The organism is Polynucleobacter sp. MWH-UH24A (genome assembly GCF_018687475.1).
Taxonomy (GTDB): Bacteria; Pseudomonadota; Gammaproteobacteria; order Burkholderiales; family Burkholderiaceae; genus Polynucleobacter.
This window is the reverse complement of sequence record NZ_CP061292.1, coordinates 1025293-1050497: the sequence shown is the minus strand read 5'-3', so window position 1 is coordinate 1050497 and position 25205 is coordinate 1025293. Positions and strand designations below refer to the sequence as shown.

Here is a 25205-nt window from a genome sequence, read left to right as displayed (position 1 = left end):
TTACTGCGATGGTGGTACATAGCCACTTGCCATATCCGCACCACCTTCAAAGAAATACTTCTCGACCTGCTTGAGAAGGTATTGGCGGGCTCGGGGGTCGGCCATATTGAGGCGGTTCTCATTAATGAGCATGGTTTGGTGCTTGAGCCAATCCGCCCACGCCTCTTTGGAAACCTGATTCCAGATCTTTTTACCCAAATCGCCAGGCAGGGGAGCAAAATCTAAACCCTCGGCTTCTTTATTGAGCTTAATGCATTGAACCATTCGTGCCATATCAACCTCGATTGAACTAATTGCCATGATTATAGGCAGTCATGGCCAGGTTGGTATGACATCCCTGAATAAGGGGATTAAATCCTTTTGGTAAGCACCATGGATTTACGGTCCCAGTTATAGATCTGCTTGCGCTCTTCTGGGAGATCGTCAACGGTGGCACGTACAAAACCGCGCTTGAGGAACCAATGCTCAGTCCGGGTTGTTAAAACAAATAAGGTATTGATGCCTTCTTGCTTGGCGCGGGCTTCAATGCGCTTCAATAGCCGTTCGCCATCGCCCGAGCCTTGGGAGTTGGGATCAACCACTAGGCATGCCAGTTCACCGACACCATTGGGAAACGGAAAGAGGGCGGCACAACCAAATAAGACCTTGTCGTGCTCGATGACCGAGAACCGAGCAATATCGCGCTCGAGTACTTCTTGCCCACGCGCAGCCAAAATACCCTCGGCCTCGAGTGGCAGCGTGAGTTGCAAAATACCACCCACATCGTCTTGCGTTGCCTCGCGCAGGTTCTCAATGTCGGAGGCGGCCAGCATCATGCCTACGCCATCGTGCGTGAACAACTCTTCGAGTAAAACACCATCCCGATCGCAGGGTAAGAAGTGTGCACGGCTCACACCCGAGCGCACCGCGCGCATGGCCGTGTTTAAGAAGTTGCGCATATTGCTGGGTAGGTCAGGGTAGAGCTGCAAGTAGTCCTGCAACTGAGCGATCGATAGTTCAGTAACCAGATGACCTTCCTCATCGTGCAACCCTGGGAATGGGGTTAAGAACATGAGCTTATCGGCCTTCAGTGCTGCAGCGGTAGCGGCAGCCACATCTTCAAACGATAAGTTAAATGCCTGACCGGTCGGTGAGAACCCGAGTGGTGAGAGGAGAACAAGTTTGCCGCTATTAAGCGACATCCGAATGGACTCCGAGTCCACCTTGCGAACGAGTCCGGTGAGAAGGTAGTCGATGCCATCGACTACGCCAATCGGCATTGCCGTAATAAAGTTACCCGAGATCACGGAGATGCGTGAGCCCGCCATGGGTGTATTGGGCAGACCCCGACTAAATGCAGCTTCAATATCAAGACGCAGTTCTCCAGCCGCTTCTTTCACACACTCCAGAGCCGCAGAATCGGTAATTCGGTAACTGCTCATATGGCCCTTACCAAACTTACTCTTAATCTTGCGCAAGGAGAGCTGCTCATCAATTTGGGGGCGAATGCCATGAACCAGGACAATGCGCATGCCCATGGCGTGCAACATGGCAATATCCTCAATGAGGTTCTCCAGTTGATCAAAGTCTTGGGCGAGCTCACCCGCAAAGGCGATCACGAAGGTCTTCTCGCGAAAGGCATGGATATAGGGCGCTACCTCGCGTAGCCAGCCAACGAAGGGAAAGTGATTGGAGTGGGATGAGGATGGAAGCGCGGACATAATGCGAAAATTATAGGGTGCAAGCGCTTAGATACCAAATAAATGATAGACAGCCATTCCTAAATACCAAGGTCAAGGGTTTGGTATGAGCGAGTCAAGCGCAATCGTTTGGCATGCGTTGCGGGGTAAGCCCATCGCATTCCCCGAGAGTTTGCCAGTCTCTTCCCAGCGTGAGGTGATCGCCAAAGCCTTGCTAGCAAGCCCTGTGATCATTGTTTGTGGGGAAACGGGTTCGGGTAAAACGACCCAGCTCCCCAAAATTTGTTTAGGCCTGGGCCGCGGCAAAATCAACCAAGGTAGACTCATTGGCCATACGCAGCCTCGTCGTATTGCCGCCACAAGTACCGCTAAACGAATTGCGCAAGAGTTAGGCACTCCCATCGGCGAGGATGTGGGTTATCAAGTCCGCTTTGCCGATCACACCAGTAACCAAGCGTCGATCAAATTGATGACCGATGGGATTTTGTTGGCCGAGACCCAGGCTGACCCACTTCTCAAAAAATACGACACCATCATCATTGATGAGGCCCATGAGCGCAGCCTGAATATTGATTTCTTACTGGGGTATCTCAAACAGCTGATCGCTAAGCGACCCGATCTTAAGCTCATCATTACCTCAGCAACAATCGATGCGCAACGCTTTGCCAATCATTTTGCAAGCCATGGTCAAGCTGCTCCAGTGATTGAGGTGAGTGGTCGACTCTTCCCGGTGGAGCAACGGTATGCGCCATTGCAAGTTGCTGGTCAGAAAGAGGCACTAGAAATTCCTGAGGCGGTTTGCAAAGCAATTGGTGAGGTGTGGCGAGAGGGTGCTGCGGGGGCTGGCGATGTCTTAGTGTTCTTACCGGGTGAGCGGGAGATTCGGGAGTGCGCCGAGGCATTGCGCAAAGACCCATTGTTGCAACAGCGTTTTCATCCAGAGATCTTGAGTTTGTTTGCACGGCAAGCCGTGAGTGAGCAAGAGCGGGTATTCCAGACAGGGAGTGGTCGCCGCATTGTGTTGGCAACCAATGTGGCTGAGACCTCGTTGACGGTGCCGAACATTCGGTATGTGATTGATTCAGGATTGGCGCGGGTCAAACGTTACTCGTATCGCAACAAGGTTGAGCAACTCCAAGTGGAGCCGATTTCTCAGGCAGCCGCTAATCAACGTGCGGGTCGTTGTGGCCGTGTAGCCGACGGTATTTGTATTCGCCTCTACAGTGAGGCGGATTATCAAGGGCGTCCTGCATATACCGATCCAGAGATCTTGCGCAGTTCTCTGGCCGCGGTGATTCTGCGCATGGCTGCTTTGCGCCTACCGAACATCGCACAATTTCCTTTTATTGATAAACCCTTGGGTCGTGCAATTGTCGACGGCATGCAGCTTTTAGAGGAGCTGGGTGCGATTGAGAGCACCACCGAGCCTGATTTACAGGGGCAACATCGGGTTCAACTGAGTGCAATAGGGAAGGCACTAGCGGAGTTACCCTTAGATCCCCGCATTGGGCGCATCCTACTGGCCGCGCGTGAGCAGCAGGCACTCAAAGAGCTCACCATTATTGCTTCTGCCATGGCCTGCCAAGATCCGCGTGAACGACCCATGGAGTTTGCCAGTGCGGCTGATCAAGCCCACTTGCAATTTGCGGATGAGCGCTCTGAGTTTTTGTCATTCGTGAAGTTGTGGAACTGGTATCAAGAGGCTCTTAAACATAAACAAAGTAATCGGCAGCTTGAGAATCAGTGCCGCAGTCTTTTTCTCTCACCAAGGCGACTTCGTGAGTGGCGCGATGTGCATGGGCAATTGCATGTCTTACTGGCGGAGAAGGGCTGGAAAGAAAATCAAACACCAGCAACCTATGAACAAATTCATACAGCACTCCTCACCGGTCTGCTTGGCTATATTGGCAAGCGCGATGAAGACGCAAGCGATCAACGCGGCAATAAAGCAGGCGATTATCTTGGAGCCCGGGGGATTCGTCTCTTTATTTGGCCAGGATCGAGTCTGGGTAAAAAGGTGGGGGCGTGGTTTGTGGCTGGTGAGATTCAAGAGACCACCCGCTTGTATGCCAGAACCCTGGCTAAGATCGAACCACAGTGGATTGAGCGGGTTGCTAAACACCGCTTAGTGAAGTCGCTGAGTGACCCGTTTTGGGATAAAGAACGCGGCGAGGTCTTAGCGTTTGAACGCGCCACGCTGTATGGTTTACCGGTTTACCACGGTCGACGGGTGGCCTATGCCCCCCATGATGCAAGCGAAGCCCATCAGTTGTTTATTCAGAAAGCGTTAGTTGATGGTGAGATGTTTGGTAAGGTCGACACACCAGCTTTAGAACGCGAGACCCAAGCCGAAGCAAAACGCCGCTACGGTAAATTATTTGCCTTCTTTTGGCACAACCGTCAACTAATCCGAGAGATTGAGGCGCTGGAACATCGATCACGCCGTCCTGATGTCTTAGTAGACGATGAGCTACTGTGCGCGTTCTATCGCGAACGAATTCCAGAGACGGTCTATAGCCGCAGCGGTCTTCAAGCGTGGCTTGAGGAAGATCGTGTCAATTTGGAACAAAAAGATCAGAGTCTGCGACTTCAGAAATCAGACCTGATGCGCCATGAAGCAGCAGGCATTAGTGCAGACCGTTACCCCAAGACAATTGTGATGAATGGCGTAAGCCTGCAAACCAGTTACCACTTTGAACCAGGCAGCCCCAAGGATGGCATCACCCTAATTGTGCCAATCACCGTTCTCAATCAAGTCGATGCCATTCAGGCAGAGTGGCTCGTACCAGGCCTTTGTGTTGAGAAAGTGCAACTCCTCCTTAAATCCTTACCGCAAAAGATCCGCCGCCATTGCATCCCTTTGCCAGAAAGTGCTAAACAGTTTGTTCAAGAACGGCTAGATGGCAACTCCTTCGGAAAGGGCGATCTCACCGATTGCCTCATGCGTTTTATCCGCAATCAAAATCCCATTGAAATTAAGCGATCTGACTTTCGGCCTGAGGCCTTGCCAGCGCATTGCCACATGAACTTTCGTTTAATTGATGAACATGGCCGGCAACTTGAGTTAGAACGTAATTTAAATCGCTTGCGTAGCGAATACGGTGGAATGGCGCGAGAGGCTTTTCAAAGCCTTGCCGATACCAATATAAACACTGTACAAACCGATCAAGCAGAAGCATCGCCTATTCAGAAGGGCAGTTATCAGGCTTGGGATTTTGGTGAGTTACCACAAACCGTCACCATGACCCGGGGGAACCAAACGATTCAGGGCTATCCGGCATTGGTGGATCGCAAAACAGCGGTCGAGTTTGAAGTATTTGATGACCCAGCAGAAGCCAAACGGGTTCATCGACAAGGTTTATGTCGCTTGTACAGCGTGGTTCTAAAAGAGCATACGAAGGCTTTGCATAAACAATTACCCCATGCCCGCGAAATCGGCTTACTCTTTATTCAACTGGGGTCGGTTGAAGAGTTGATTGAGCATATTGGAATGATGGCCATTGAACGTGCCATGCTGCAGAACCAAGAGCCCACCAACAAAATGCAGTTTGAGGAATCGCTAAAGCAGGGTAAACCGCGACTCATGCTGATTGCAGGTGAGATCGCTAAACATGTCTTAGCCAGTTTGCAAGAGTATGCGGAATTGCATAAGAAGTTAATTGCAGCCAAAGCCCTATCGAGTAGTGCCTACGACGATATGCGGTCGCAATTGCAAGGATTGATTCATTCGCAGTTTGTCAAACAGGTTCCTTATGAGCATTTGGTGCATCTACCACGTTACCTCAAGGCGATTGCACTACGGATTGATAAACTTCGCAGCAATGCCAGCCGGGATGCCCAAAACCAGCGCGATTGGGAATCGGTTGCGAGACCGTGGCAGCGGATGGTGCAAGAGAGCAAAGGCATGCTTGGGATGAATGATGAGCACAATACGCGCTTACGCGAGTTCCGGTGGCAACTCGAAGAGTTACGGGTTGCCTTATTTGCTCAAGAGCTCAAGACCCCCATGCCAATGTCGGTCAAGCGCCTTGAGAAGGTCTTAGCCAGTTTGCGTTAATAGGCCTAGAGTTATTAGGCCTATGCCTGCAAGGCTCGGCCTTACAATCACGCTATGCAATTAATTCAACGACTCGTATTTACTCTATTAGCCTCATTGCTGGGGATTTCAGCAGCGTTTGCTGCACCCGCCGAACCTAAGCTCGCAGTTGTTCTGAACTCTGGCGAAGCAACGGTAAGTCTCATCGACATGCAAACGCGCAAGGTTACAAAAACCTTTTATGTTGGCAAGGAGCCGCATCATTTAATGATGACCCCGGATGAGAAAACCCTTCTCGTTGCCAATGCGGTGGGCGATGACATCGCCTTACTCAACCCATTGACCGGTGAGATTACAGGGCGGATTCCCAAAATTATTGATCCCTACCAAATTGGGTATTCACCAAACAATAAATGGTTTGTGGCGGCAGCCAATCGCTTGGATCGTGTGGATGTGTATGCAGCGAATGGCGCTGACTTTAAGTTAGCCAAATCCATTCCTGCTGCGAAGACCCCGAGTCATATTGCGTTTACAGCCGATAGCAAACTGGCATTTGTGACATTGCAAGATTCTGCCGAAGTGGTGGCGATTGATCTGGATAAACAAGTGATCGTTTGGCGTATGCGCACTGGACCCGTGCCTGCCGGGTTGTGGATGACTCCTAATGATCAATATTTATTGGTTGGCATTACTGGGGCTGATTATGTGCAGGTGATTGATTGGCGCAATCAAAAAGAGATTAAGCGAATCAAAACCGGCAATGGAGCGCATAACTTTCGACCGATGGGTGATAAGAAGCATGTTTTTGTGACGAATCGTGTGGCGAACTCGATCAGTTTGTTGAACATGCAAACGCTTGAGAAGATCAGTGAAATTACAGGTTTGCCTGCAGGGCCTGACGATATGGAGTTAACGCCCGATGGTAAAACTTTATGGGTCACCTTGCGCTTCTCAAAACGAGTGGGCGTGATTGATGTACCCTCGATGAAACTAATTGATGTGATTCCGGTAGGGCGTTCTCCACACGGCGTCTTTTTCTATCCCCGGGCGAAGTGGGAATAGCGAGTCTCGCATGCGAATGATTCGGTATGGATTGATCGGCGCATGCATCCTCTGGAGCCAACTTGGCTTGGCTCAAACCAATACTTGCAAAAATTCGGCGTACCTCACCTTTGATACCGGCAATATGGCGGTTGCTGAGTACATTGCTCAGGTTCTCAAGCAGCAGAACATCAAAGCCACCTTCTTTTTAGCGAATGAGAAAACCAAACAGGGCGGTTATTCATTAGATGATTCATGGAAGGGGTATTGGCAAGCAAGGCTTCAAGAGGGCCATCGTTTTGGCAGTCATACTTACGATCACAGCTATTGGGTTCAAGATGCTGGTGAGAGTGATGTGCTCTTAAGACCTCAGTTTGGTAAGAACGCCGGCAAAGCAATTCGTTTTGATCAAGCTCAACTGTGTACCGAAATATCCAAAGTAAGCACCCGTTTTCAAGAGCTAACGGGTAAACCAATTGATCCCATCTGGCGTGCACCAGGTGGTAAGACCTCTCCTCGACTAATTGCCATGGGTGAGCGGTGTGGCTATCGCCATATCGGTTGGTCCCCAAGCGGCTTCTTGGGCGATGAGTTGGACTCAAAGCGTTTTCCGAATGCAAAGTTGCTTGAGCAGGCTAGTCGAGGTCTCAAGAATGGCGATATTGCCATTGCCCATTTGGGGATTTGGTCCCGCGAGGATCCGTGGGCGCCCGCGGTACTCGAGCCCCTCATTGAGAACTGGAAAAAACGCGGCTTCTGCTTCGCCTTGATCCCGAATTGACGATAATAGAGGCATGAGCCTGATTCAATCGATTCAAGACATCTACGCGGATTTGCACACTTGGTTGTATACGCAGATGGTCGAACCCCTTTTGTTCCATGCCGGAGCGATGGCATGGGCTGAAGATTTGTTTGATGGCACCGAATGGTTCATGTTGGGTGTGATTCAGATTTTGATCATTGCGATTGTGTTTAGGACCTGGGAGCGGATCAATCCAGCGGAGACCCAAATCGATGCAAGATCGTATGTGCGTACGGATATACTTTATACGATGATCCATCGCTTAGGTTTATTCCATGGCGCGTTCTTTATTCTGTTCTCCAGTTTATTTTTCTACCTCTCTGGTGTCCTGCACGATTGGCGCTTTGAGCGCTTTAACGTTGAGGGCTGGATCCCGGGTGTAACTACCATCCCCATTGTTAGTTTTCTGATCTATTTAGTGATATTGGATTTCATTGACTACTGGTATCACCGCGCGTCGCATCGCTTTCATTGGTGGTGGCAGTTGCATGCTTTGCACCATAGCCAAACGCGGATGACCGCTTGGTCGGATGATCGTAATCACATCGTTGATGATGTGATGCGGGCAATGGTTTTTGCTTTCTTTGCTTTGATCTTTGGCGTACCGCCTGGACAATTTATATTTTTGGTTGTAGTGGGGCAGTTGGTGCAGAGCTGGCAGCATGCCAATCTAAAGATTGATCTTGGCCCTGCAAAGTATTTATTAGTATCCCCATTATTTCATCGCTATCACCACGCAGTAGGCTATGGCCATGATGCGCCAGGTAAGCCCGGGGTATTAGGTGGTTGTAATTTTGGTGTGTTATTTCCTTGGTGGGATCTGGCATTTGGTACAGCCGTGTTTGAGAAGCGTGTTTTTCCAACGGGCGTTCGTAATCTCGAGGTATCGAATAATCTTCTAGTGCAGCAATGGCGGGGTCTTATGCATTCCCTGCGGTATTTATTGGATCTGCCTCGGTCAACAGAGACCAAATCTAAATCGGTCAGCTAAGTAGATAAAGGAGCATGATTGTCTGATTTAATTCGTTCCTTGGGTTTGGCATTGGTTGGTACCATGCACCCAAAAATGCTGTGGCTGAGCTTTCGTCCATTTTTAATTGTGTCGATCTTTTGGGGCGTAGTGATTTGGTTGATCTGGTCGCCTGCACTAGAGATGCTACGCACCTTCTTAACCGCATCGATCTTCACGAGTTGGATTCAATCGGGCCTTGAGTACGTTGGCTTTGATGAGGCACGCGCTTGGATCGCACCCTTGTTCTTAGTGATCCTATTAATACCAATTATTGCCATTAGCCTCTTGGTCTTTATTGCATTCTCAACCGTTCCTGCTGTGGTTGATTCGGTTGTCAAACAAAAAGCCTACGAAGGCTTAGACCGTATCAAAGGCGGTAGCTTTATTGGTAGCTTCTTTTACACCCTGTGGTCCGCACTCATTTGCTTGGCCTTAGTGATGCTGACTTTGCCGGTATGGTGGATCCCACCACTCTTTGCAATTTTGCCGCCACTCTTGTGGGGTTGGTTAACCATGCGCCTCATGGCCTACGATGTTTTGCTAGATCACGCAACCCCTGATGAGCGCAACCAATTACTTGAAGAGCATCGCTGGACTCTTTTAGGGATGGGTGTGGTCGCTGGCATGATCGGCGCGGTACCGACATTTTTCTGGGCCACCTCGGTATTGGCCTTAGTCCTATTTCCATTTGTATCCTTTGTAGCGCTATGGATCTATTCCCTAATCTTTATCTTCTCCGCTCTTTGGTTTAGTCATTTCTTATTGCATGCACTCAAGCAATTGCGTCAGAAAGAACACATGAACACGATTGATACTTCAGCAACTCTGATTACTAATCCATCCAACCCAGGAGTGATCGATGGTTAGGGAGGAGCAGCGTCGCTTTGGATTAATCGTCATTGGTGATGAGATTTTGTCAGGTCGCCGCAGTGATAAACACTTAAGCAAGATGATTGAGTTATTGAGCGAGCGGGGCTTGCACTTGTCATGGGCTCGTTATGTGGCCGATGATCCCAATCAAATTACGCAAACCCTCAAAGAGACGTTTGCGAGCGGTGATGTGGTCTTTAGTACTGGCGGTATCGGTGCAACACCCGATGACCATACACGACAGGCCGCTGCTCGTGCTTTGGGTGTTGATCTTAATCTGCATCCGCAAGCTAAAGCGTTAATCACTGCGCGCATTATTGCCAGTGCCGAGGGTGATCCCATCAAAGCCGATCTCAATCGTCCTGAGAATCAACATCGCTTTAAGATGGGTGAGTTTCCAGTAGGTAGCGAGATCATTCCTAATCCCTATAACCAGATTCCGGGGTTTCGGATTCATGAGCATCATTTTTTCCCGGGATTTCCGGTGATGGCTGCACCGATGATGGCCTGGTGTTTGGATGAGCACTACCGTGAGCTTTTTCATCAAACCAATTGGCTTGAGCAGAGTTTTATTGTGCCCAGCGGGATTGAATCGACCTTAACGCCACTCATGGAATCGGTTGAGTCTGAATTTGAAGGCATCAAAGTATTTAGCTTGCCCTCGGTCGGCGATCCGATCCGGGGTGGGGTGTTTGCCAAGCGCCATATCGAGTTAGGCGTGAAGGGTGATGCGGATATCGTGCCAATGGCCCTTGAAAAGCTCAAATTAGGCACTGCTGACCTGGGCTTTGAGGTCTTTATTCACCAATAAATCATCTTTATTGCACTTTTATTGTGCAAAAACCGACTAAATCATTATTTATTCACCAAAATAGTGCAAAATGGTGATTTCGTGCAATTGCGCACGAGTACAGTTCATTCCATGTATTAAATCGGAATTGGCATGGTTAGCGCCATGTTGTTGAAAAACGCTTTATCTATTCATCGAGGAGAGTTGCATGACCAAAACTGTCGCAGACGTAATGAAATTAGTCAAAGAAAAGGAATGTACTTTTGTGGATTTCCGCTTTGTGGATACCAAGGGAAAAGAGCAACACGTATCAGTTCCGATTTCAGCATTCAACGAAGATAAATTTGAGAGTGGTCATGCGTTCGATGGTTCATCGATTGCTGGATGGAAAGGGATTGAGGCGTCTGACATGTTGTTGATGCCTGATCCAACCGCAGCCTATGTCGATCCATTCTATGAAGAGCCAACCTTGGTTCTTACCTGCGATGTGATTGAGCCATCCGACGGTAAGGGCTATGACCGCGATCCACGTTCAATTGCGAAGCGCGCCGAAGCGTATTTAAAGAGCTCTGGTTTGGGTGATGCGGCTTACTTTGGTCCAGAGCCTGAGTTCTTCGTATTTGATGGTGTGCAGTGGAATGTTGACATGCAGGGTTGCTCGGTGAAGATTCATTCCGAAGAAGCACCATGGTCATCTGGATTAGAGATTGAAGGCGGTAACACTGGCCATCGTCCCGGTAAGAAGGGTGGTTACTTCCCCGTCGCACCCGTTGATACCTTCCAAGATATGCGCTCGGAGATGTGCTTGATTCTGGAGTCCTTGGGAATTCCAGTGGAAGTGCATCATCATGAAGTTGCTGGTCAAGGTCAAAATGAGTTGGGTACCAAGTTCAGCACGCTCGTGCAACGCGCCGATTGGACCATTTGGCAAAAGTATGTGGTACAGAACGTGGCGCACGCCTATGGCAAGACCGCAACCTTTATGCCAAAGCCAGTCGTTGGTGATAACGGCTCAGGCATGCACGTGCATCAGTCAGTCTGGAAAAATGGTGAGAACCTTTTTGCAGGTAATGGCTACTCAGGATTATCGGAATTTGCCTTGTATTACATCGGCGGCATCATCAAACATGCGCGCGCACTCAATGCCATTACCAACCCAGGTACAAACTCATATAAGCGTTTAGTGCCAGGCTTTGAGGCACCCGTGAAGTTGGCCTACTCAGCACGCAACCGCTCGGCATCGATTCGTATTCCATACGTTGCCAATCCCAAAGGTCGTCGTATTGAGACCCGCTTCCCTGATCCACTAGCGAATCCATACTTGGCATTCTCGGCCTTGTTGATGGCGGGCTTAGATGGCGTGCAGAACAAGATTCATCCGGGTGAGGCTGCTGATAAGAACCTCTATGATCTGCCACCGGAAGAGGATGCAAAGATCCCAACCGTATGCCATAGCTTGGATCAAGCCTTGGAGTGCTTGGACAAGGATCGTGAGTTCTTGACCCGCGGTGGCGTGTTCACAAATTCGATGCTCGATGCGTACATTGATCTGAAGATGGAAGAGGTAACCCGCTTCAGAATGACCACGCATCCGATCGAATTTGATATGTATTACTCGCTGTAAGCATTTGATTGGTTGCGCGCTCTATGTTGCGTAATCCATTCATTGAAGGGGCGGTTGCTGGTGCGCCAGTGGCTGCCCCGTTTGTTTCTAGCATGCTCGACCAGATGCCAAACTCGGTATTGGTTTTTGTGGGGGCTACCAAAGACTTAGTCTACGCCAATGCCGCTGCCGAAGCATCGCTCGATTTATCTCGAAAGAGCTTACAAGGCTTAACCTTGTATGACCTCTTTGGTGAGAACCAATCCCTAAATCACATGATCGATGAGGTCTTTGCCGGTCGTGCTGCAGCTCAGCGCCAAGAATTGGTGCTGTACTCGGTTCCCGGAAAAATCTATCGTGAGCCTCTTGCGGTGCATGTCGTGATTGCGATGTTGGAAGACCCAACTCTCATGATGATGGAGTGGTTTCCGATTGACCAACAGCTGCGTAGCGAGCGCGATGAACGCGTCTCGCATCAGGTGGAAGCGAATAAACAACTCATGCGTAATTTAGCGCATGAGATTAAAAATCCCCTAGGTGGTATTCGGGGGGCGGCGCAACTGCTCGAGTTTGAGTTACCTGAGAAGGGCCTGCGTGAGTACACCCAGGTCATTATTAAAGAATCCGATCGCCTGCAAACACTGGTTGATCGCTTGCTTGCGCCACATCGTAAAGCACATGCGATGGAGCCTCTGAATATTCATGAGGTCTTAGAACGCATTCGCAGTCTTGTATTAGCGGAGTTTCCCCAGGGCTTAAAGATCATTCGGAACTATGACACCAGCTTGCCGGATATTTTGGGTGATCAAGAACAATTGATTCAAGCGGTTCTAAACATTGTTCACAATGCTGCCCAAGCCTTGTCCGATGAGATTCGGCGAGGTACTGCTCAAATTGAACTGCGGACCCGGGTGGCACGCTCAGTCACGATTGCAAAGCAACGCCATCGATTGGCTTTGGATCTGCATGTGATTGATAACGGCCCTGGTATTCCCGATGAGATTCGGGAGCGTATCTTTTTTCCCTTGGTCTCGGGACGCGAGGGTGGTAGTGGTCTTGGTTTAACCCTCGCGCAAACCTTTGTACAGCAGCATCAGGGCTTTATTGCCTGCGAGAGTCGTCCAGGCTATACAGATTTTCATATACAGATTCCTTATCGGAAGCAGGAGACAGCGGCATGAACAAACCAATCTGGATCGTTGATGACGATCAATCCATTCGTTGGGTTCTCGAGAAGGCCTTAAGTCGCGAGAAAATTCCGCATCGCAGCTTCAGTAATCCCAATGATGTACTCAATGCTCTAGAAAAAGAATCCCCTGAGGTATTGATCTCTGATATTCGTATGCCACGTGGTAATGGGATTGATCTGTTGCAGCATGTCAAAGCCAGTCATCCAGACTTACCCGTCATTATCATGACCGCCTATTCTGATTTAGAGTCCGCGGTTTCATCGTTTCAGAGTGGTGCGTTTGAGTACCTCACCAAGCCCTTTGATATCGATAAGGCCGTGGAGTTGATCCATCGTGCAGTGGGCGAGGGCAAACGCTCACCTGGCGCCAATAAAGAATCCAATGCTTGGCTTCAAGAGGCTCCAGAGATTATTGGTCAAGCGCCGGCTATGCAAGAGGTCTTTCGTGCCATCGGTCGCTTATCGCAGTCTCAGGTCACGGTCTTAATTACGGGTGAGTCTGGAACGGGTAAAGAGTTGGTAGCGCATGCTTTGCATAAACACAGCCCGCGAGCCAAGGGACCCTTTATTGCTTTGAACACTGCCGCTATTCCGAAAGACCTACTTGAGTCGGAGTTGTTTGGTCATGAGCGGGGAGCGTTTACGGGTGCGCAAGCCCTGCGTCGAGGACGCTTCGAGCAAGCCGAAGGCGGTACGCTCTTCTTAGATGAGATTGGTGATATGCCATTTGATTTGCAAACCCGGCTCTTAAGGGTGTTGTCCGATGGTCACTACTACCGAGTGGGCGGTCATGATCCAATTCGGGCTAACGTGCGCATCATTGCAGCAACGCATCAAAATCTAGAGGCGCGGGTGGCACAAGGATTATTCCGGGAAGACCTATTGCATCGTTTGAATGTCATTCGGATCCGTTTGCCAGCATTACGCGAGCGCTCGGAGGATATTCCTGCGCTCGCACGGCACTTCATGATCTCCAGTGCGAAGTCCTTGGGGGTTGAGGCAAAGCGTTTATCGGATGAGGCCATTAAGGCGATTAGCCAAATGTCCTTTCCCGGAAACGTGCGCCAACTCGAGAACCTGTGCCATTGGATGACCGTGATGTCACCCTCAACCATTGTTGGGGTTCATGATCTGCCCGAGGATTTGCTGCTGTCGGCCAATCCACCCGCTGCAAGTGCAAGTTCATCGGTAGCCACTTCAACCCCGAGTCTAGAAGCAAGTATTGGTCAGCGGGGCGGTGATTGGGAAAACAACTTGCATCGTTTGGCGGTCAAGATGCTGCAAGAGAACCAGGACGAGGTATTTGATTCTCTATTATCGAAGTTTGAGCGTTCGGTCTTAAGTGCGGCACTTGAGGTCACCCGGGGTCGTAAGGTCGAGGCAGCAACGCGCTTGGGGATCGGACGCAATACGATCACGCGCAAACTGCAAGAGCTACAGATCGACGTATAAGTATCCTGACCGGGTATGGCAATTACAATCTTGTCATGCCCGCTCAAAAATCAATCCGCATAGCAGCCTGGAATGTTAATTCCATCAAGGTGCGTCTACCGCACGTTATTCAGTGGCTAGATAGTCAGGCAAAAGCACAAAACCCGATTGATGCGCTGTGCTTGCAAGAGCTCAAGCTGACAGATGATAAGTATCCCCATCGTGAGCTGGAGGCGGCAGGGTACATTAGCATTAGTAATGGTCAAAAAACCTATAACGGGGTATCCATCATTTTGCGTAAGAGTGCCTTGACCTCTTTAGCATGTGACCCAGAAACTGCATTCTTACAAGTCAATAAGAACATCCCCAACTTTGCCGATGAGCAACAACGTATCCTTGCTGCTACCGTTTGTTTTAAAGAGATGCCACCGATGCGCTTAATCTCGGCTTATTTTCCAAATGGTCAAGATCCCGCTAGTGATAAGTTTGTTTATAAACTTAATTGGCTTCATGCTCTCAGAACATGGCTCGCCACCGAGCTGAAAACCTATCCACGTCTAGCACTCTTGGGAGACTTTAATATCGCCCCCGAAGATCAGGATGTGCATGACCCCAAGGCCTGGGAAGGGCAAAATCTAGTATCACCCCAAGAGCGAGAGCAGTTTCAGAATTTGATTCAATTGGGACTGCATGACTCTTTCAGACTCTTTGAACAAGCACCCAAGACCTATAGCTGGTGGGACTATCGCATGATGGGGTTTAGGCGCAATGCGGGTCTTCGCATAGATCACGTATTACTCAGCAAAGAACTCAAAGAGAAGTGTATAGCCAGCACTATCGATAAGACCCCCCGAGGCTGGGAGCAACCATCGGATCATGCGCCGGTAATCGCACAGATTGCCTATTGAACAGCAGCCTCATGAGATTAATAGTCTTTGCTATTTTGTCTCTTACAAGTTTGCATCTACATGCAAGCTGTACTGATCAGCTTATTGATAATGTGAAGTATTCAAATGAATTTACAGTTCCATACATATTAACTAGTCAAAATCAATCACCCCAGTACGTTTTAATCTTAATGCCCGGAGGAGCTGGTACTCTCAATCCGCACATCAATAATGAGGGTAAGTTGCAATTTGACTTCGCTGGCAACTTCCTGATTCGTTCCAGGAACCGGTTTTGTGATTCGCAATTTGCAACAGCCTCAACTAATTCAACGGAGAGCCCAGAGAGGATGGGTGCCTTAATTAATGATTTAGGGACACGCTTCCCAAATGCCAAAATCTGTATGGTGGGAACCAGTCGGAGTACCTACTCCACAATGGGATTGGCAGAAAAGTTTGACGGTAAGATCAATTGCATCATTCATACAGCATCCATGAACCAAATTGCCCGCTTTGATACTCGCAAGTTCAAGAGTAGACACCTAATGGTTCATCATAAAAATGATCCATGCCATTTAACCACCTATGCCAGTACCCAAGCTAATCATGAGCGGTATAAAACACCTTTGATAACCATGGAAGGTGGGAGCTCAACGGGTGATGCGTGCCAAGCATTTTCTTATCATGGCTTTCATGACATTGAGCAGCAAACCATTGATCAAATAAAGGCTTGGATTAAGCAGTAGCTAGGCCTGCGCCACCAACCCGCCATGACGCAATAGCGCATCAATTTGTGGAGGACGCCCCCGAAAAGCAGCAAATGACTCCGCAGCCGGGCGACTACCGCCCACCTCCAAAATCTCTTGGCGATAACGAATGCCAGTCTCTGGATCCAAGACCGTACCCTTAACCTTGGCCGCCTCCTCAAATGCCGAGTAGACATCTGCCGATAAAACCTCAGCCCATTTATAGCTGTAATAGCCAGCGGCATAACCACCCGCAAAGATATGGCTAAAGGTATTGGGCCAGCGCGAGATTGATGCTTGGGGAATCACGTGATATTCGTTATTAATCGATCGAGCAAGGTCTAAGACAGCTTGGCCCTGCGCAGAGTTGGCATCAAAGCGGGAATGCAAACGCCAATCGGTTAAGGAGAACACCAGTTGACGCATGGTGGTTAAACCATTTTGGAAATTCTTGGCAGCAAGCATTTTGTCAAACAGGGATCGAGGTAATGGTTTACCGGTATCAACATGAGCGGTCATGCCTTGCAGCACTTCCCATTCCCAGCAGAAGTTCTCCATAAACTGGCTAGGTAATTCAACGGCATCCCATTCAACACCATTAATGCCAGAGACACCCAATGCGCTCACTTGTGTGAGGAGATGGTGAAGGCCATGACCGCTCTCATGAAAGAGGGTAATGACATCATCATGGGTAATGGTGGGCGGTTTCATTTGATCGTTGACCTCGACGGGCGCTGCAAAATTACAGACCAGATACGCAACTGGCGCTTGCACTTCACCATTGCTGAAAACACGACGGCCGCGCGCATCGTCCATCCATGCGCCACCTCGTTTACCAGGACGCGCATAGGGATCCAGATAAAAATAAGCAATGGTTTGCTGTTGCTTATTTTGGATCTCAAATGACTGAACGCTGGGATGCCATGTTGGTAATGATGCAGAGCGAATACTGACCGAGAATAGAGTTTGGATTACCTTAAATAATCCTTCCAAAACCTTTGGCAGAGGAAAGTACTGTTTGAGTTCATTCTCAGAGAACGCATACCGAGCTTGCTTGAGCCTCTCGGATACAAATGCCATATCCCATGGCTCGATTGTTTGAAGACCTAGCGATTGATGTCCAAACTCTTGCAATTCTAGCCAGTCCTTTTGTGCAAATGGTTTGGCTCGTTGAGCAAAATCACTTAAGAAGGTATCGACCTCGGCCACATCCCGCGCCATCTTGGGAGCTAAGCTGAGCGCCGCATAGTTTGCAAAACCGAGCATCCGAGCTTCTTCATCGCGCAGACGCAATTGATCGATCATGTTTTGGGTGTTATCCCATTCCAGTTGACCACGACCATATTGCACAGCCAACTCTGAGGCACGGGTTACATAGGCCTCATACAAGAGACGCCGCAGTGAGCGATTCTCAGCATATTGCTGTACTGGGTAATAGGATGGAAAGTGCAGAGTAAACGCCCAACCTTCCAAATTCTTTTGTTTGGCAGTGTCAGCTGCTGCTGCAATGACGTCCTGCGGTAATCCAGCTAGATCGTCAATCGAGGTCACCACATGCACAAAGGCATCGGTGGCATCAAGCACGTGATCAGAGAATGCTTTGGCCAAAATCGCTTGTTCATCCTGGATCTGGGCAAAGCGGGGCTTATCAGCATCGGGTAGCTCTGCACCTCCTAAACGAAAGTCGCGTAGGGAGTTCTCAATCACTTTCTTTTGATCAACGCTAAGAGCTTCAAATGCCAAACTGTTTCTTAACTCTTTATAACGCTGGTAAAGGGCTAAGTTTTGCCCAAGGCTGGCAAAGAAGGCGGTGACCTTAGGTAGCATCGCACCATAGGCTGCACGAAGTTCTGGGGTATCAGCGACTGCATTGAGGTGCGATACCACCCCCCACGACCGCCCTAATTGCTCAGTAGCATCTTCAAGGGGCTCTACCAAATCCAGCCAGGTTGCAGGGGTTTTCGCATCCACCGCCTGAGTGACCGCGGTCTCGCAAACACCTAGTAAGTGCTCAATGGCTGGAGCAATCTGCTGAGGACGCACGGCATCGTACTGCGCAATACCACGACCAAAGGATAAAAGGGGATTATGGGAATCGAGGGAGGAGGGATTGATTGGAGCATTCATAGGGATAGCTTACCCGAATGCAAAAAAACTGGTATTCCCCTCAATACTAATTAGCTAAGCTTACTCACTGGCTTCATGCTGCGCTCAACCGCTTCAAGGGTGTTCATGAGAAGCATGGTGATGGTCATGGGGCCCACGCCACCTGGAACAGGAGTAATCCAACCCGCCACATACTTGGCTGTATCAAAGTCGACATCGCCACAGAGTTTGCCATCGGGCAAGCGATTAATGCCGACATCGATCACCACAGAGCCGGACTTAATCATATTGCCCGTAATCATTTTGGGCTTACCAGTTGCCACGACCAGAATATCAGCCTCTTTGGTATGAACGCTGAGATCTTTGGTCTTGCTATTGCAAATCGTAACTGTGGCTCCCGCTTGAAGTAGAAGCATCGCCATGGGCTTACCCACAATATTGGATGCCCCAATGACAACGGCACGAGCGCCGCGTAAGGGGTACTCAATGCTCTCAAGCATCTTCATGCAGCCATAGGGCGTGCAGGGTTTAAAGAGTGGGGCACCAACCATGAGCGCTCCGGCATTGGCGACATGAAAGCCATCCACATCTTTCTCAGAAGCAATGGCTTCTAAGACGCGGTCCGCAGCGATATGCTTCGGTAAAGGTAATTGCACCAGGATTCCATGAATACTGGGATCCGCATTGAGGGTAGCAATTCGGGCGAGAAGTTGAGCCTCGTCGAGTTCCGCAGGATAGCGCTCTAATACCGAATGAAATCCCACATCCTCACAGGCTTTCACTTTATTACGAACATACACTTGGCTCGCAGGGTCATCTCCCACCACAATGACTGCTAATCCTGGACGCACCCCTTTGGCGGTCAGAATAGCTGAACGAGTTGCAATCTCAGCCCGAAGCTTTTTGGAGAGAAGATTACCGTCGATCAGTTGGGCTGGCATGACTTCGTAATCAGATAATTAGGAGAGCGCAAGACGCAAAAGATCAGCAACGGTATTGACGTTGAGCTTCTCCATGATGTTGGCACGGTGTGCTTCAACGGTTTTAATGGAGATGCTGAGATCGTCAGCAATTTGCTTATTGAGACGACCTGCCACAATACGCTCTAATACCTGACGCTCACGACCAGTCAGTTTGCTCAATAGACTTTGAGTGTTCTTGCGTTGATCGGCTTGTGCAAAATCAACGCGGGCCTTGGTCAGCATCCGCTCAACAAGAGCGCACAACTCATTTTCTTTAAAGGGCTTCTCAATGAAGTCAACCGCACCACGCTTCATGGTTGACACTGCCATTGACACATCCCCGTGACCAGTAATGAAAGAGATGGGCATTGGTAAGTTCTCGCTGATGAGACGCTCTTGAAGCTCCAAACCCGACATACCGGGCATACGCACATCCAAGATCAAGCATGAGATGGTTGATTTATCCGTATTTTGGAGAGACTGCAAGAAGCGTTCCGCACTGGCATGGCAACGGACGGTATAGCCATTGCTCTCGAGTAACCAGGTGAGCGAGTCACGTACTGCCTCATCATCATCAACCACATAAACCACTTCAGCCTGGGTTGTTTTCGGTGGATTGCTCATGTTCATTGCTATTTCCTATTGACGTCTTTGTTATTTGATTGGATTCCAACGGTAACAGAATTGTAAAGGTGCAGCCGACCAAGCGGGTGTGCTCGGTATCCATATGGTTCTTGGCCCACAGCCTACCATGGTGGGACTCGATGATGGAGCGGCAAATATTAAGACCCATGCCCATTCCGTCGGATTTGGTACTAAAGAAGGGCTCAAACATGCGGCTGATCACCGATTCGGCGATGCCAGCCCCGGCATCGGTCACCCGAATTCGGAGCATGCTGGGGAAAGTGCTGGTCTCGAGATCCGCACTAATCTTCACCGGTGGGGCTGACCAGCGCGAGGAGAGGGGGTAAACCTCACGCAGGCTGTCTAAGGAGTTTTTCAGGAGGTTCACTAAAACCTGCTGGATGAGAACGGGATCTAGCTCAACCTGAGGAATATCGGGCGCAATCTCGGAAACAATCTTGAGGCGGTGTCGATTGGCTTCAAACTCGACGAGACCAACGGAGTCGGCAACAATGTCACCAATGTTGCACAACTTACTTTGCGGCTCGCTGCGCTTTACAAAGCTTCGAATGCGCGAAATGATGGTGCCTGCCCGATGGGCTTGGTCGCTAGCTTTCTCTAATGCAGGAACTAGCTCATTGGAGAGCGGGTTTTGGGTGCTCGATAGGCGTTTGGCAATTCCCATGCAATAGTTCGAGATGGCCGAGAGCGGTTGGTTGAGCTCGTGTGCAAGCGACGAAGCCATTTCACCCATGGTGGTAAGACGACTTGTAAATTGCATCCGTTCCTCTTGCTGACGTGCAAGCTCTTCGGTGTTCTTACGTAGCGTAATATCGGTCGCAATGAGTAACTGTGCAAGGTGGCCATCGACCCATGAAATATAACGACGCCGCACTTCATACCAATGGGTTGTATCGCCCCGCAACTGAATCTCCTCCGACTCAATCTCATTGGATTGTTTTAAAGCAGAGGCCGGTAAGCCGGCTAGGGCATCCACGTTATCACCCTCAAAATGGAAGATGGAGGATGGATCCATTTCATGACCGGTTAGGTCAATATGCCCTCTCGCAGTATCACCAAAGCGCTCGCGGTAATAGCGATTGGCAAAGAGGAGTTCGCCCGTTTCAATGGAGACCACCGATACCGCCGCATCTAAGCCCTCGAGCACCGTAACAAAGCGTTCTTGGGTGGCGGTTAACTCTTCTCGGATCTTTTTCGGTTCGGAGATATCAATCACCGATGTCACCCAACCGGTTTGCTGGCCCTTATCATTAATTAATGGGGCGATAAAGGTGCGCGTTGCAATTCGGGTTCCATCTTTGCGCTGAATCGTGCCCTCGATTCCGCTTTTAACATTCCCCTCAAGTGCGCCCGCCATCTTCTGCATCAGCTCATCATGGAGCTCTGCTGGCCAAAAGGGAAAGGGTGGCTTTAAGCCGAGTAATTCTTCTTGGGCCCAGCCCGTCATTTCCGAGAATGAGCGATTGACGTAGGTAATGCGTTTTTCCATATCGTGCGCCCGAATCCCAACCGGCATCGAGTCCTCAAGTACCTTACGAAAACTACTTTCGGTTCGTAAGTTGGCTTCGGTGAGCTGACGGACTTGCATTTGCTTAAGAACCGACCACAAGCTCCAAACCACAAACGCAGACAAGCCGATTACAACCCCTAGCAACATCCGAAAGGTAAGATCGGTTGGTGGTGGGTAAGTGTCGACACGTAACATGATGTTGGGACCAAGCGCACCAAAATCCAAACTGGTTTCATTGCTTAGTGAGCGCGTGGGCGTATCACGATCCGATGAGATAGCGAGCACTCGGTTGTCCTTACCAATTAAGGAGTAGCGATGCTGGCTCTTTAACTCAGGCGGGATAATGTATTGCAAGATTCCTTGGCTGGAGTACATCACCGCCAGTGCGCCTGTGGCTTCTCCATCTTTGAAGATTGAAATGACCTCCCAAAAAACCGATTGACGCTCGCTCATCATCGGATCATCTTTGGGAACGGTGAGGCTAATGACTTGACTATAAGCAGGTCGGTTGGTTTCGCGACTTAAGAACACCGCTTTCTTGAGTTCGCGATCAATATCCGTTGCTTGAGGCACCACATCGAACCATTCGTTATTGCGCGCTGGGGGCGGCACCATCCATTGGCGCCACTCGTTATCGTTTAGCCAAATGAGCTGCAAGATTTCTGGGTTACCCAAAACAAACGATTCGATTTGAGCCAAGACCTTGTCGCGTGCTACGCGATCATTTTGGGTTTGTGCAAGATCGCGACTAAAGGATTGCAAGGCTTCACTATTGTTGACAAAGCGCAGCTGAATTCGTTGTTTCACCAAACTCAGTTCTCGAAAGAGGGACCCTTCTTGTTGTTGCCGTTCTTGAACTTGTAGGGTTCCTAAGATGATTGCCATCACCACCAGAAAAATGACGATTGCCATTAGTGGCGTATAGACCAGACGCGAACCAATAAAGCGTCGTATCGAAGGCATTCGTTTAAATGCTTCGTAGAGCTTTACTTGTAAGGAGTTCCCGGTAGCCAATCCAAGGGTCTTTCTAGTTGGTGGAAGTTCCTAATATAAAGGGCTTTGCATTGCAGCATAATTCCATATAGTGATAAAGATTACCGGAATGTGGAAAATAAATTGTCACAATCACCACCTATTCTTAGAATACTAGCCATAGGGGGACACAATCCCTTGTTATTGATAAAACGGAGGCAAACCATGGCAGCTGTACCCGAGCAAGTGGCAGGTCAAATGAATCAATTGGATGTGGATCCAGTGGAAACCAAAGAGTGGTTAGAGGCACTCGATGGTGTAATCAAACACGAAGGCACCGACCGTGCCGCGTATCTGATCGATCAACAAATTGCGCATGCGCGTGTGAATGGTGTTGATCAACCATTTCATGCCGAGACGCCTTATATCAATACGATTCCAGTAGAGATCCAAGCGCGGATCCCAGGTGATCAAAATATCGAGCATCGGATTCGATCGTTTACACGATGGAATGCCATGGCGATGGTATTGCGGGCTAATAAAGACACCAACGTAGGAGGGCACATTTCCTCCTTCCAATCTGCGGCCACTTTGTACGATGTTGGATACAACCACTTTTGGCACGCACCGTCCGCACAGCATGGCGGCGATCTTATTTTTGTACAAGGACACTCGGCACCTGGCGTATATGCCCGTGCTTATATGTTGGGTCGTTTAAGTGACGAGCAACTCAATAACTTCCGCCAAGAGGTCGATGGCAAAGGTATCTCAAGCTACCCTCATCCTTGGTTGATGCCAGATTTTTGGCAGTTCCCCACGGTATCGATGGGTCTCGGTCCCATTATGGCCATCTATCAAGCACGCTTTATGCGCTACCTCGAGGATCGTGGTTTTGCCAAGACCGAAGGGCGCAAAGTGTGGGCCTTCTTAGGCGATGGTGAAACCGATGAGCCTGAGTCACTTGGTGCGATCGGCATGGCGGGTCGCGAGAAACTCGATAACCTCATCTTTGTTGTGAACTGCAATCTGCAGCGCTTAGATGGTCCCGTTCGTGGTAACGGCAAGATTATTCAGGAGCTTGAAAGCGAGTTCCGAGGCGCTGGCTGGAATGTCATCAAAGTGGTGTGGGGCGGTCATTGGGACGCGCTCTTTGCGCGCGATAAGAACGGCATCTTGATGCAGCGCTTGGGTGAGATTGTGGATGGTGAGTACCAGACCATGAAAGCTAAAAATGGTGCCTACGTGCGTGAGAAGGTATTTAATACCCCAGAACTTAAAGCCTTGGTTGCTGATTGGAGCGATGAGGATATCTGGAACCTCAATCGTGGTGGCCATGATCCCCATAAAGTATTTGCCGCATTTCAATCGGCAGTGAGCCATCGGGGTCAACCCACCGTAATCCTTGCAAAGACAATTAAAGGCTATGGGATGGGCGGGTCGGGTGAGGGCATGAATATTGCTCACCAGGCTAAGAAAATGAGTCACGATGACGTCGTACGTTTTAGGGATCGCTTTGAGATTCCAGTGAGTGACGATCAATTGGCCGATATGCCCTTTGTGAAGTTTCCAGAGGGCAGTCCTGAACTGGAATACATGCGGGCGCGGCGCACGGAGCTTGGTGGCTATTTGCCACAACGCCGAGCAAAAGCCGAGAGCTTGCCAGTTCCTGCGTTAGATGCATTTACTCCACTATTAGAGGCCACTGCTGAAGGGCGTGAGATCTCAACCACGATGGCCTTTGTGCGTCTACTCAATACGGTTGTGCGCGATAAGACCATTGGTCGCCGGGTTGTGCCGATCGTGCCAGACGAGTCGCGGACCTTTGGTATGGAGGGCATGTTCCGCCAACTCGGTATCTGGAATCAACTGGGACAGCTCTACACCCCAGAAGATCATGATCAGTTGATGTTCTATAAAGAAGATAAGGCAGGACAAATTCTGCAAGAAGGCATCAATGAAGCGGGTGGCATGTGCGACTGGATTGCAGCTGCAACATCGTATTCCACGCATGGCGTACCGATGCTACCGTTCTATATCTTCTATTCGATGTTCGGCTTCCAACGGATTGGCGATTTGGCATGGGCTGCTGGCGATATGCGCAGTCGTGGATTCCTCCTAGGCGGCACTGCGGGTCGCACCACACTCAATGGTGAAGGCTTGCAACACGAAGATGGCCATAGCCAGATCTGGGCGGCAGCCGTTCCGAACTGCGTGAGCTATGACCCAACCTTTGCCTTTGAGTTGGCTGTTGTGATTCAGGATGGTATGCGTCGTATGTTGACCGAGCAAGAGGATGTTTATTACTACATCACCTTAATGAATGAGAACTATGCCCATCCAGCGATGCCCAAGGGTGCGGAGCAAGACATTATTAAAGGGATGTACAAGTTGCAATCGATGGGCGATGCAAAAAATCCATTGCGCGTTCAATTACTCGGTAGTGGCACCATCTTCCGCGAAGTGATTGCTGCCGCAGAGCTGTTAAACCAAGATTGGGGTATCGCCTCCGATCTGTGGGGCTGCCCCAGCATGAACGAGCTTGGACGGGATTGGAATGAAACCAATCGCAGTAATTTACTGAACCCAACAGCTTCACCTAAGCTATCCCATGTCGAGCGTCTACTAAAAGATAGTCAGGGCCCAGTCATTGCTGCAACCGATTACATGCGCTTGTTTGCAGAGCAAATTCGTCCGGCGATTCAGAACCTCGGCCGTCGTTATGAAGTGCTAGGTACCGATGGCTTTGGGCGTTCGGATACCCGCGAGCAACTCCGGCACTTTTTTGAGGTGGATCGTCGCTGGGTCACGGTTGCTGCACTAAAGGCCTTGGCCGATGATGGGAAGATTGATCGCAGTAAGGTTGCCCAAGCGATTAGTAAGTACCAAATTGATCCAAATAAACCCAACCCCATGAAGATGTAAGGCCA

General features: G+C 49.7%; 18 protein-coding genes. 12 read left to right on the top strand and 6 right to left on the bottom strand.

The window, feature by feature from the left end; genetic code table 11:
* Together ICV32_RS05520 and argA are read right to left on the bottom strand one after the other, a co-directional pair.
* Positions 1–273 carry an oxidative damage protection protein gene (locus ICV32_RS05520; protein ID WP_108508503.1) on the bottom strand — a complete coding sequence of 91 codons (273 nt, stop codon included), beginning with the start codon at positions 271–273 and terminating at the stop codon, positions 1–3.
* Between the two features lie 77 nt (positions 274–350).
* Positions 351–1700 (bottom strand): amino-acid N-acetyltransferase, encoded by a 1350-nt coding sequence (argA, locus tag ICV32_RS05515; RefSeq protein ID WP_215368574.1) that lies wholly within the window; start codon positions 1698–1700, stop codon positions 351–353.
* An 85-nt stretch (positions 1701–1785) separates the two neighbouring features.
* Between argA and hrpA the strand changes: the two genes are divergently transcribed.
* The 11 genes from hrpA (at position 1786) to ICV32_RS05460 (ending at position 16083) form a co-directional block, all read left to right on the top strand.
* Positions 1786–5736, top strand: a complete 3951-nt coding sequence (gene hrpA, locus ICV32_RS05510; RefSeq protein WP_215368573.1) for an ATP-dependent RNA helicase HrpA — start codon at positions 1786–1788, stop codon at positions 5734–5736.
* Between the two features lie 54 nt (positions 5737–5790).
* On the top strand, positions 5791–6777 hold the full coding sequence (locus tag ICV32_RS05505) for a cytochrome D1 domain-containing protein (RefSeq protein WP_215368568.1): 987 nt from the start codon (positions 5791–5793) through the stop codon (positions 6775–6777).
* A gap of 10 nt (positions 6778–6787) precedes the next feature.
* Positions 6788–7537, top strand: a complete 750-nt coding sequence (locus ICV32_RS05500) for a polysaccharide deacetylase family protein (protein WP_215368564.1) — start codon at positions 6788–6790, stop codon at positions 7535–7537.
* 19 nt (positions 7538–7556) lie between these two features.
* Positions 7557–8549, top strand: coding sequence for a sterol desaturase family protein (locus ICV32_RS05495; RefSeq protein ID WP_371817073.1), 993 nt, complete (start codon positions 7557–7559; stop codon positions 8547–8549).
* An 18-nt stretch (positions 8550–8567) separates the two neighbouring features.
* A complete protein-coding gene (locus tag ICV32_RS05490) occupies positions 8568–9437 on the top strand; it encodes an EI24 domain-containing protein (protein WP_251371812.1) in 870 nt (289 codons plus the stop codon).
* Positions 9430–10251, top strand: coding sequence for a molybdopterin-binding protein (locus tag ICV32_RS05485; RefSeq protein ID WP_215368560.1), 822 nt, complete (start codon positions 9430–9432; stop codon positions 10249–10251). Before ICV32_RS05490 ends, ICV32_RS05485 begins: the two co-directional genes overlap by 8 nt.
* A 187-nt stretch (positions 10252–10438) precedes the next feature.
* Positions 10439–11854, top strand: coding sequence for a type I glutamate--ammonia ligase (glnA, locus tag ICV32_RS05480; protein WP_215368559.1), 1416 nt, complete (start codon positions 10439–10441; stop codon positions 11852–11854).
* A 23-nt stretch (positions 11855–11877) separates the two neighbouring features.
* Positions 11878–13014: a nitrogen regulation protein NR(II) gene (glnL, locus tag ICV32_RS05475; protein ID WP_215368557.1), complete on the top strand. Its 1137-nt coding sequence runs from the start codon at positions 11878–11880 to the stop codon at positions 13012–13014.
* The gene (gene ntrC / locus ICV32_RS05470) at positions 13011–14474 is read left to right on the top strand and encodes a nitrogen regulation protein NR(I) (RefSeq protein WP_215368555.1); all 1464 of its coding nucleotides are present in this window, start codon (positions 13011–13013) and stop codon (positions 14472–14474) included. Before glnL ends, ntrC begins: the two co-directional genes overlap by 4 nt.
* 35 nt (positions 14475–14509) lie before the next feature.
* Positions 14510–15361: an exodeoxyribonuclease III gene (gene xth, locus ICV32_RS05465; protein WP_215368553.1), complete on the top strand. Its 852-nt coding sequence runs from the start codon at positions 14510–14512 to the stop codon at positions 15359–15361.
* 170 nt (positions 15362–15531) lie between these two features.
* Entirely contained in the window at positions 15532–16083 is a 552-nt protein-coding gene (locus tag ICV32_RS05460; RefSeq protein WP_215368551.1) for a hypothetical protein, read from the top strand.
* Here ICV32_RS05460 and ICV32_RS05455 read toward each other — a convergent pair whose 3' ends face one another.
* Genes ICV32_RS05455 through ICV32_RS05440 form a run of 4 tightly spaced genes read right to left on the bottom strand, consistent with a single transcriptional unit; the run spans position 16084 to position 22320 of the window.
* Complete coding sequence (locus tag ICV32_RS05455; protein ID WP_215368549.1) at positions 16084–18210, bottom strand: M3 family metallopeptidase; 2127 nt, start codon at positions 18208–18210, stop codon at positions 16084–16086. It abuts the gene before it with no gap.
* A 50-nt stretch (positions 18211–18260) separates the two neighbouring features.
* Positions 18261–19130, bottom strand: a complete 870-nt coding sequence (gene folD / locus ICV32_RS05450) for a bifunctional methylenetetrahydrofolate dehydrogenase/methenyltetrahydrofolate cyclohydrolase FolD (protein WP_215368547.1) — start codon at positions 19128–19130, stop codon at positions 18261–18263.
* An 18-nt stretch (positions 19131–19148) separates the two neighbouring features.
* A complete protein-coding gene (locus ICV32_RS05445) occupies positions 19149–19781 on the bottom strand; it encodes a response regulator transcription factor (protein WP_215368546.1) in 633 nt (210 codons plus the stop codon).
* Complete coding sequence (locus ICV32_RS05440; RefSeq protein WP_251371811.1) at positions 19744–22320, bottom strand: PAS domain S-box protein; 2577 nt, start codon at positions 22318–22320, stop codon at positions 19744–19746. Before ICV32_RS05440 ends, ICV32_RS05445 begins: the two co-directional genes overlap by 38 nt.
* A 183-nt stretch (positions 22321–22503) precedes the next feature.
* Between ICV32_RS05440 and aceE the strand changes: the two genes are divergently transcribed.
* Positions 22504–25200, top strand: coding sequence for a pyruvate dehydrogenase (acetyl-transferring), homodimeric type (gene aceE, locus ICV32_RS05435; RefSeq protein ID WP_215368543.1), 2697 nt, complete (start codon positions 22504–22506; stop codon positions 25198–25200).
* Positions 25201–25205 lie beyond the last annotated feature (5 nt).

Excerpts from the sequence above, each read along its gene's own strand:
- ICV32_RS05520 (WP_108508503.1), bottom strand. The coding sequence starts at position 273 with ATGGCACGAATGGTTCAATGCATTAAGCTCAATAAAGAAGCCGAGGGT.
- argA (WP_215368574.1), bottom strand. The coding sequence starts at position 1,700 with ATGTCCGCGCTTCCATCCTCATCCCACTCCAATCACTTTCCCTTCGTT.
- hrpA (WP_215368573.1), top strand. The coding sequence starts at position 1,786 with ATGAGCGAGTCAAGCGCAATCGTTTGGCATGCGTTGCGGGGTAAGCCC.
- ICV32_RS05505 (WP_215368568.1), top strand. The coding sequence starts at position 5,791 with ATGCAATTAATTCAACGACTCGTATTTACTCTATTAGCCTCATTGCTG.
- ICV32_RS05500 (WP_215368564.1), top strand. The coding sequence starts at position 6,788 with ATGCGAATGATTCGGTATGGATTGATCGGCGCATGCATCCTCTGGAGC.
- ICV32_RS05485 (WP_215368560.1), top strand. The coding sequence starts at position 9,430 with ATGGTTAGGGAGGAGCAGCGTCGCTTTGGATTAATCGTCATTGGTGAT.
- glnA (WP_215368559.1), top strand. The coding sequence starts at position 10,439 with ATGACCAAAACTGTCGCAGACGTAATGAAATTAGTCAAAGAAAAGGAA.
- glnL (WP_215368557.1), top strand. The coding sequence starts at position 11,878 with ATGTTGCGTAATCCATTCATTGAAGGGGCGGTTGCTGGTGCGCCAGTG.
- ntrC (WP_215368555.1), top strand. The coding sequence starts at position 13,011 with ATGAACAAACCAATCTGGATCGTTGATGACGATCAATCCATTCGTTGG.
- xth (WP_215368553.1), top strand. The coding sequence starts at position 14,510 with ATGCCCGCTCAAAAATCAATCCGCATAGCAGCCTGGAATGTTAATTCC.
- ICV32_RS05460 (WP_215368551.1), top strand. The coding sequence starts at position 15,532 with ATGCCCGGAGGAGCTGGTACTCTCAATCCGCACATCAATAATGAGGGT.
- ICV32_RS05455 (WP_215368549.1), bottom strand. The coding sequence starts at position 18,210 with ATGAATGCTCCAATCAATCCCTCCTCCCTCGATTCCCATAATCCCCTT.
- folD (WP_215368547.1), bottom strand. The coding sequence starts at position 19,130 with ATGCCAGCCCAACTGATCGACGGTAATCTTCTCTCCAAAAAGCTTCGG.
- ICV32_RS05445 (WP_215368546.1), bottom strand. The coding sequence starts at position 19,781 with ATGAACATGAGCAATCCACCGAAAACAACCCAGGCTGAAGTGGTTTAT.
- aceE (WP_215368543.1), top strand. The coding sequence starts at position 22,504 with ATGGCAGCTGTACCCGAGCAAGTGGCAGGTCAAATGAATCAATTGGAT.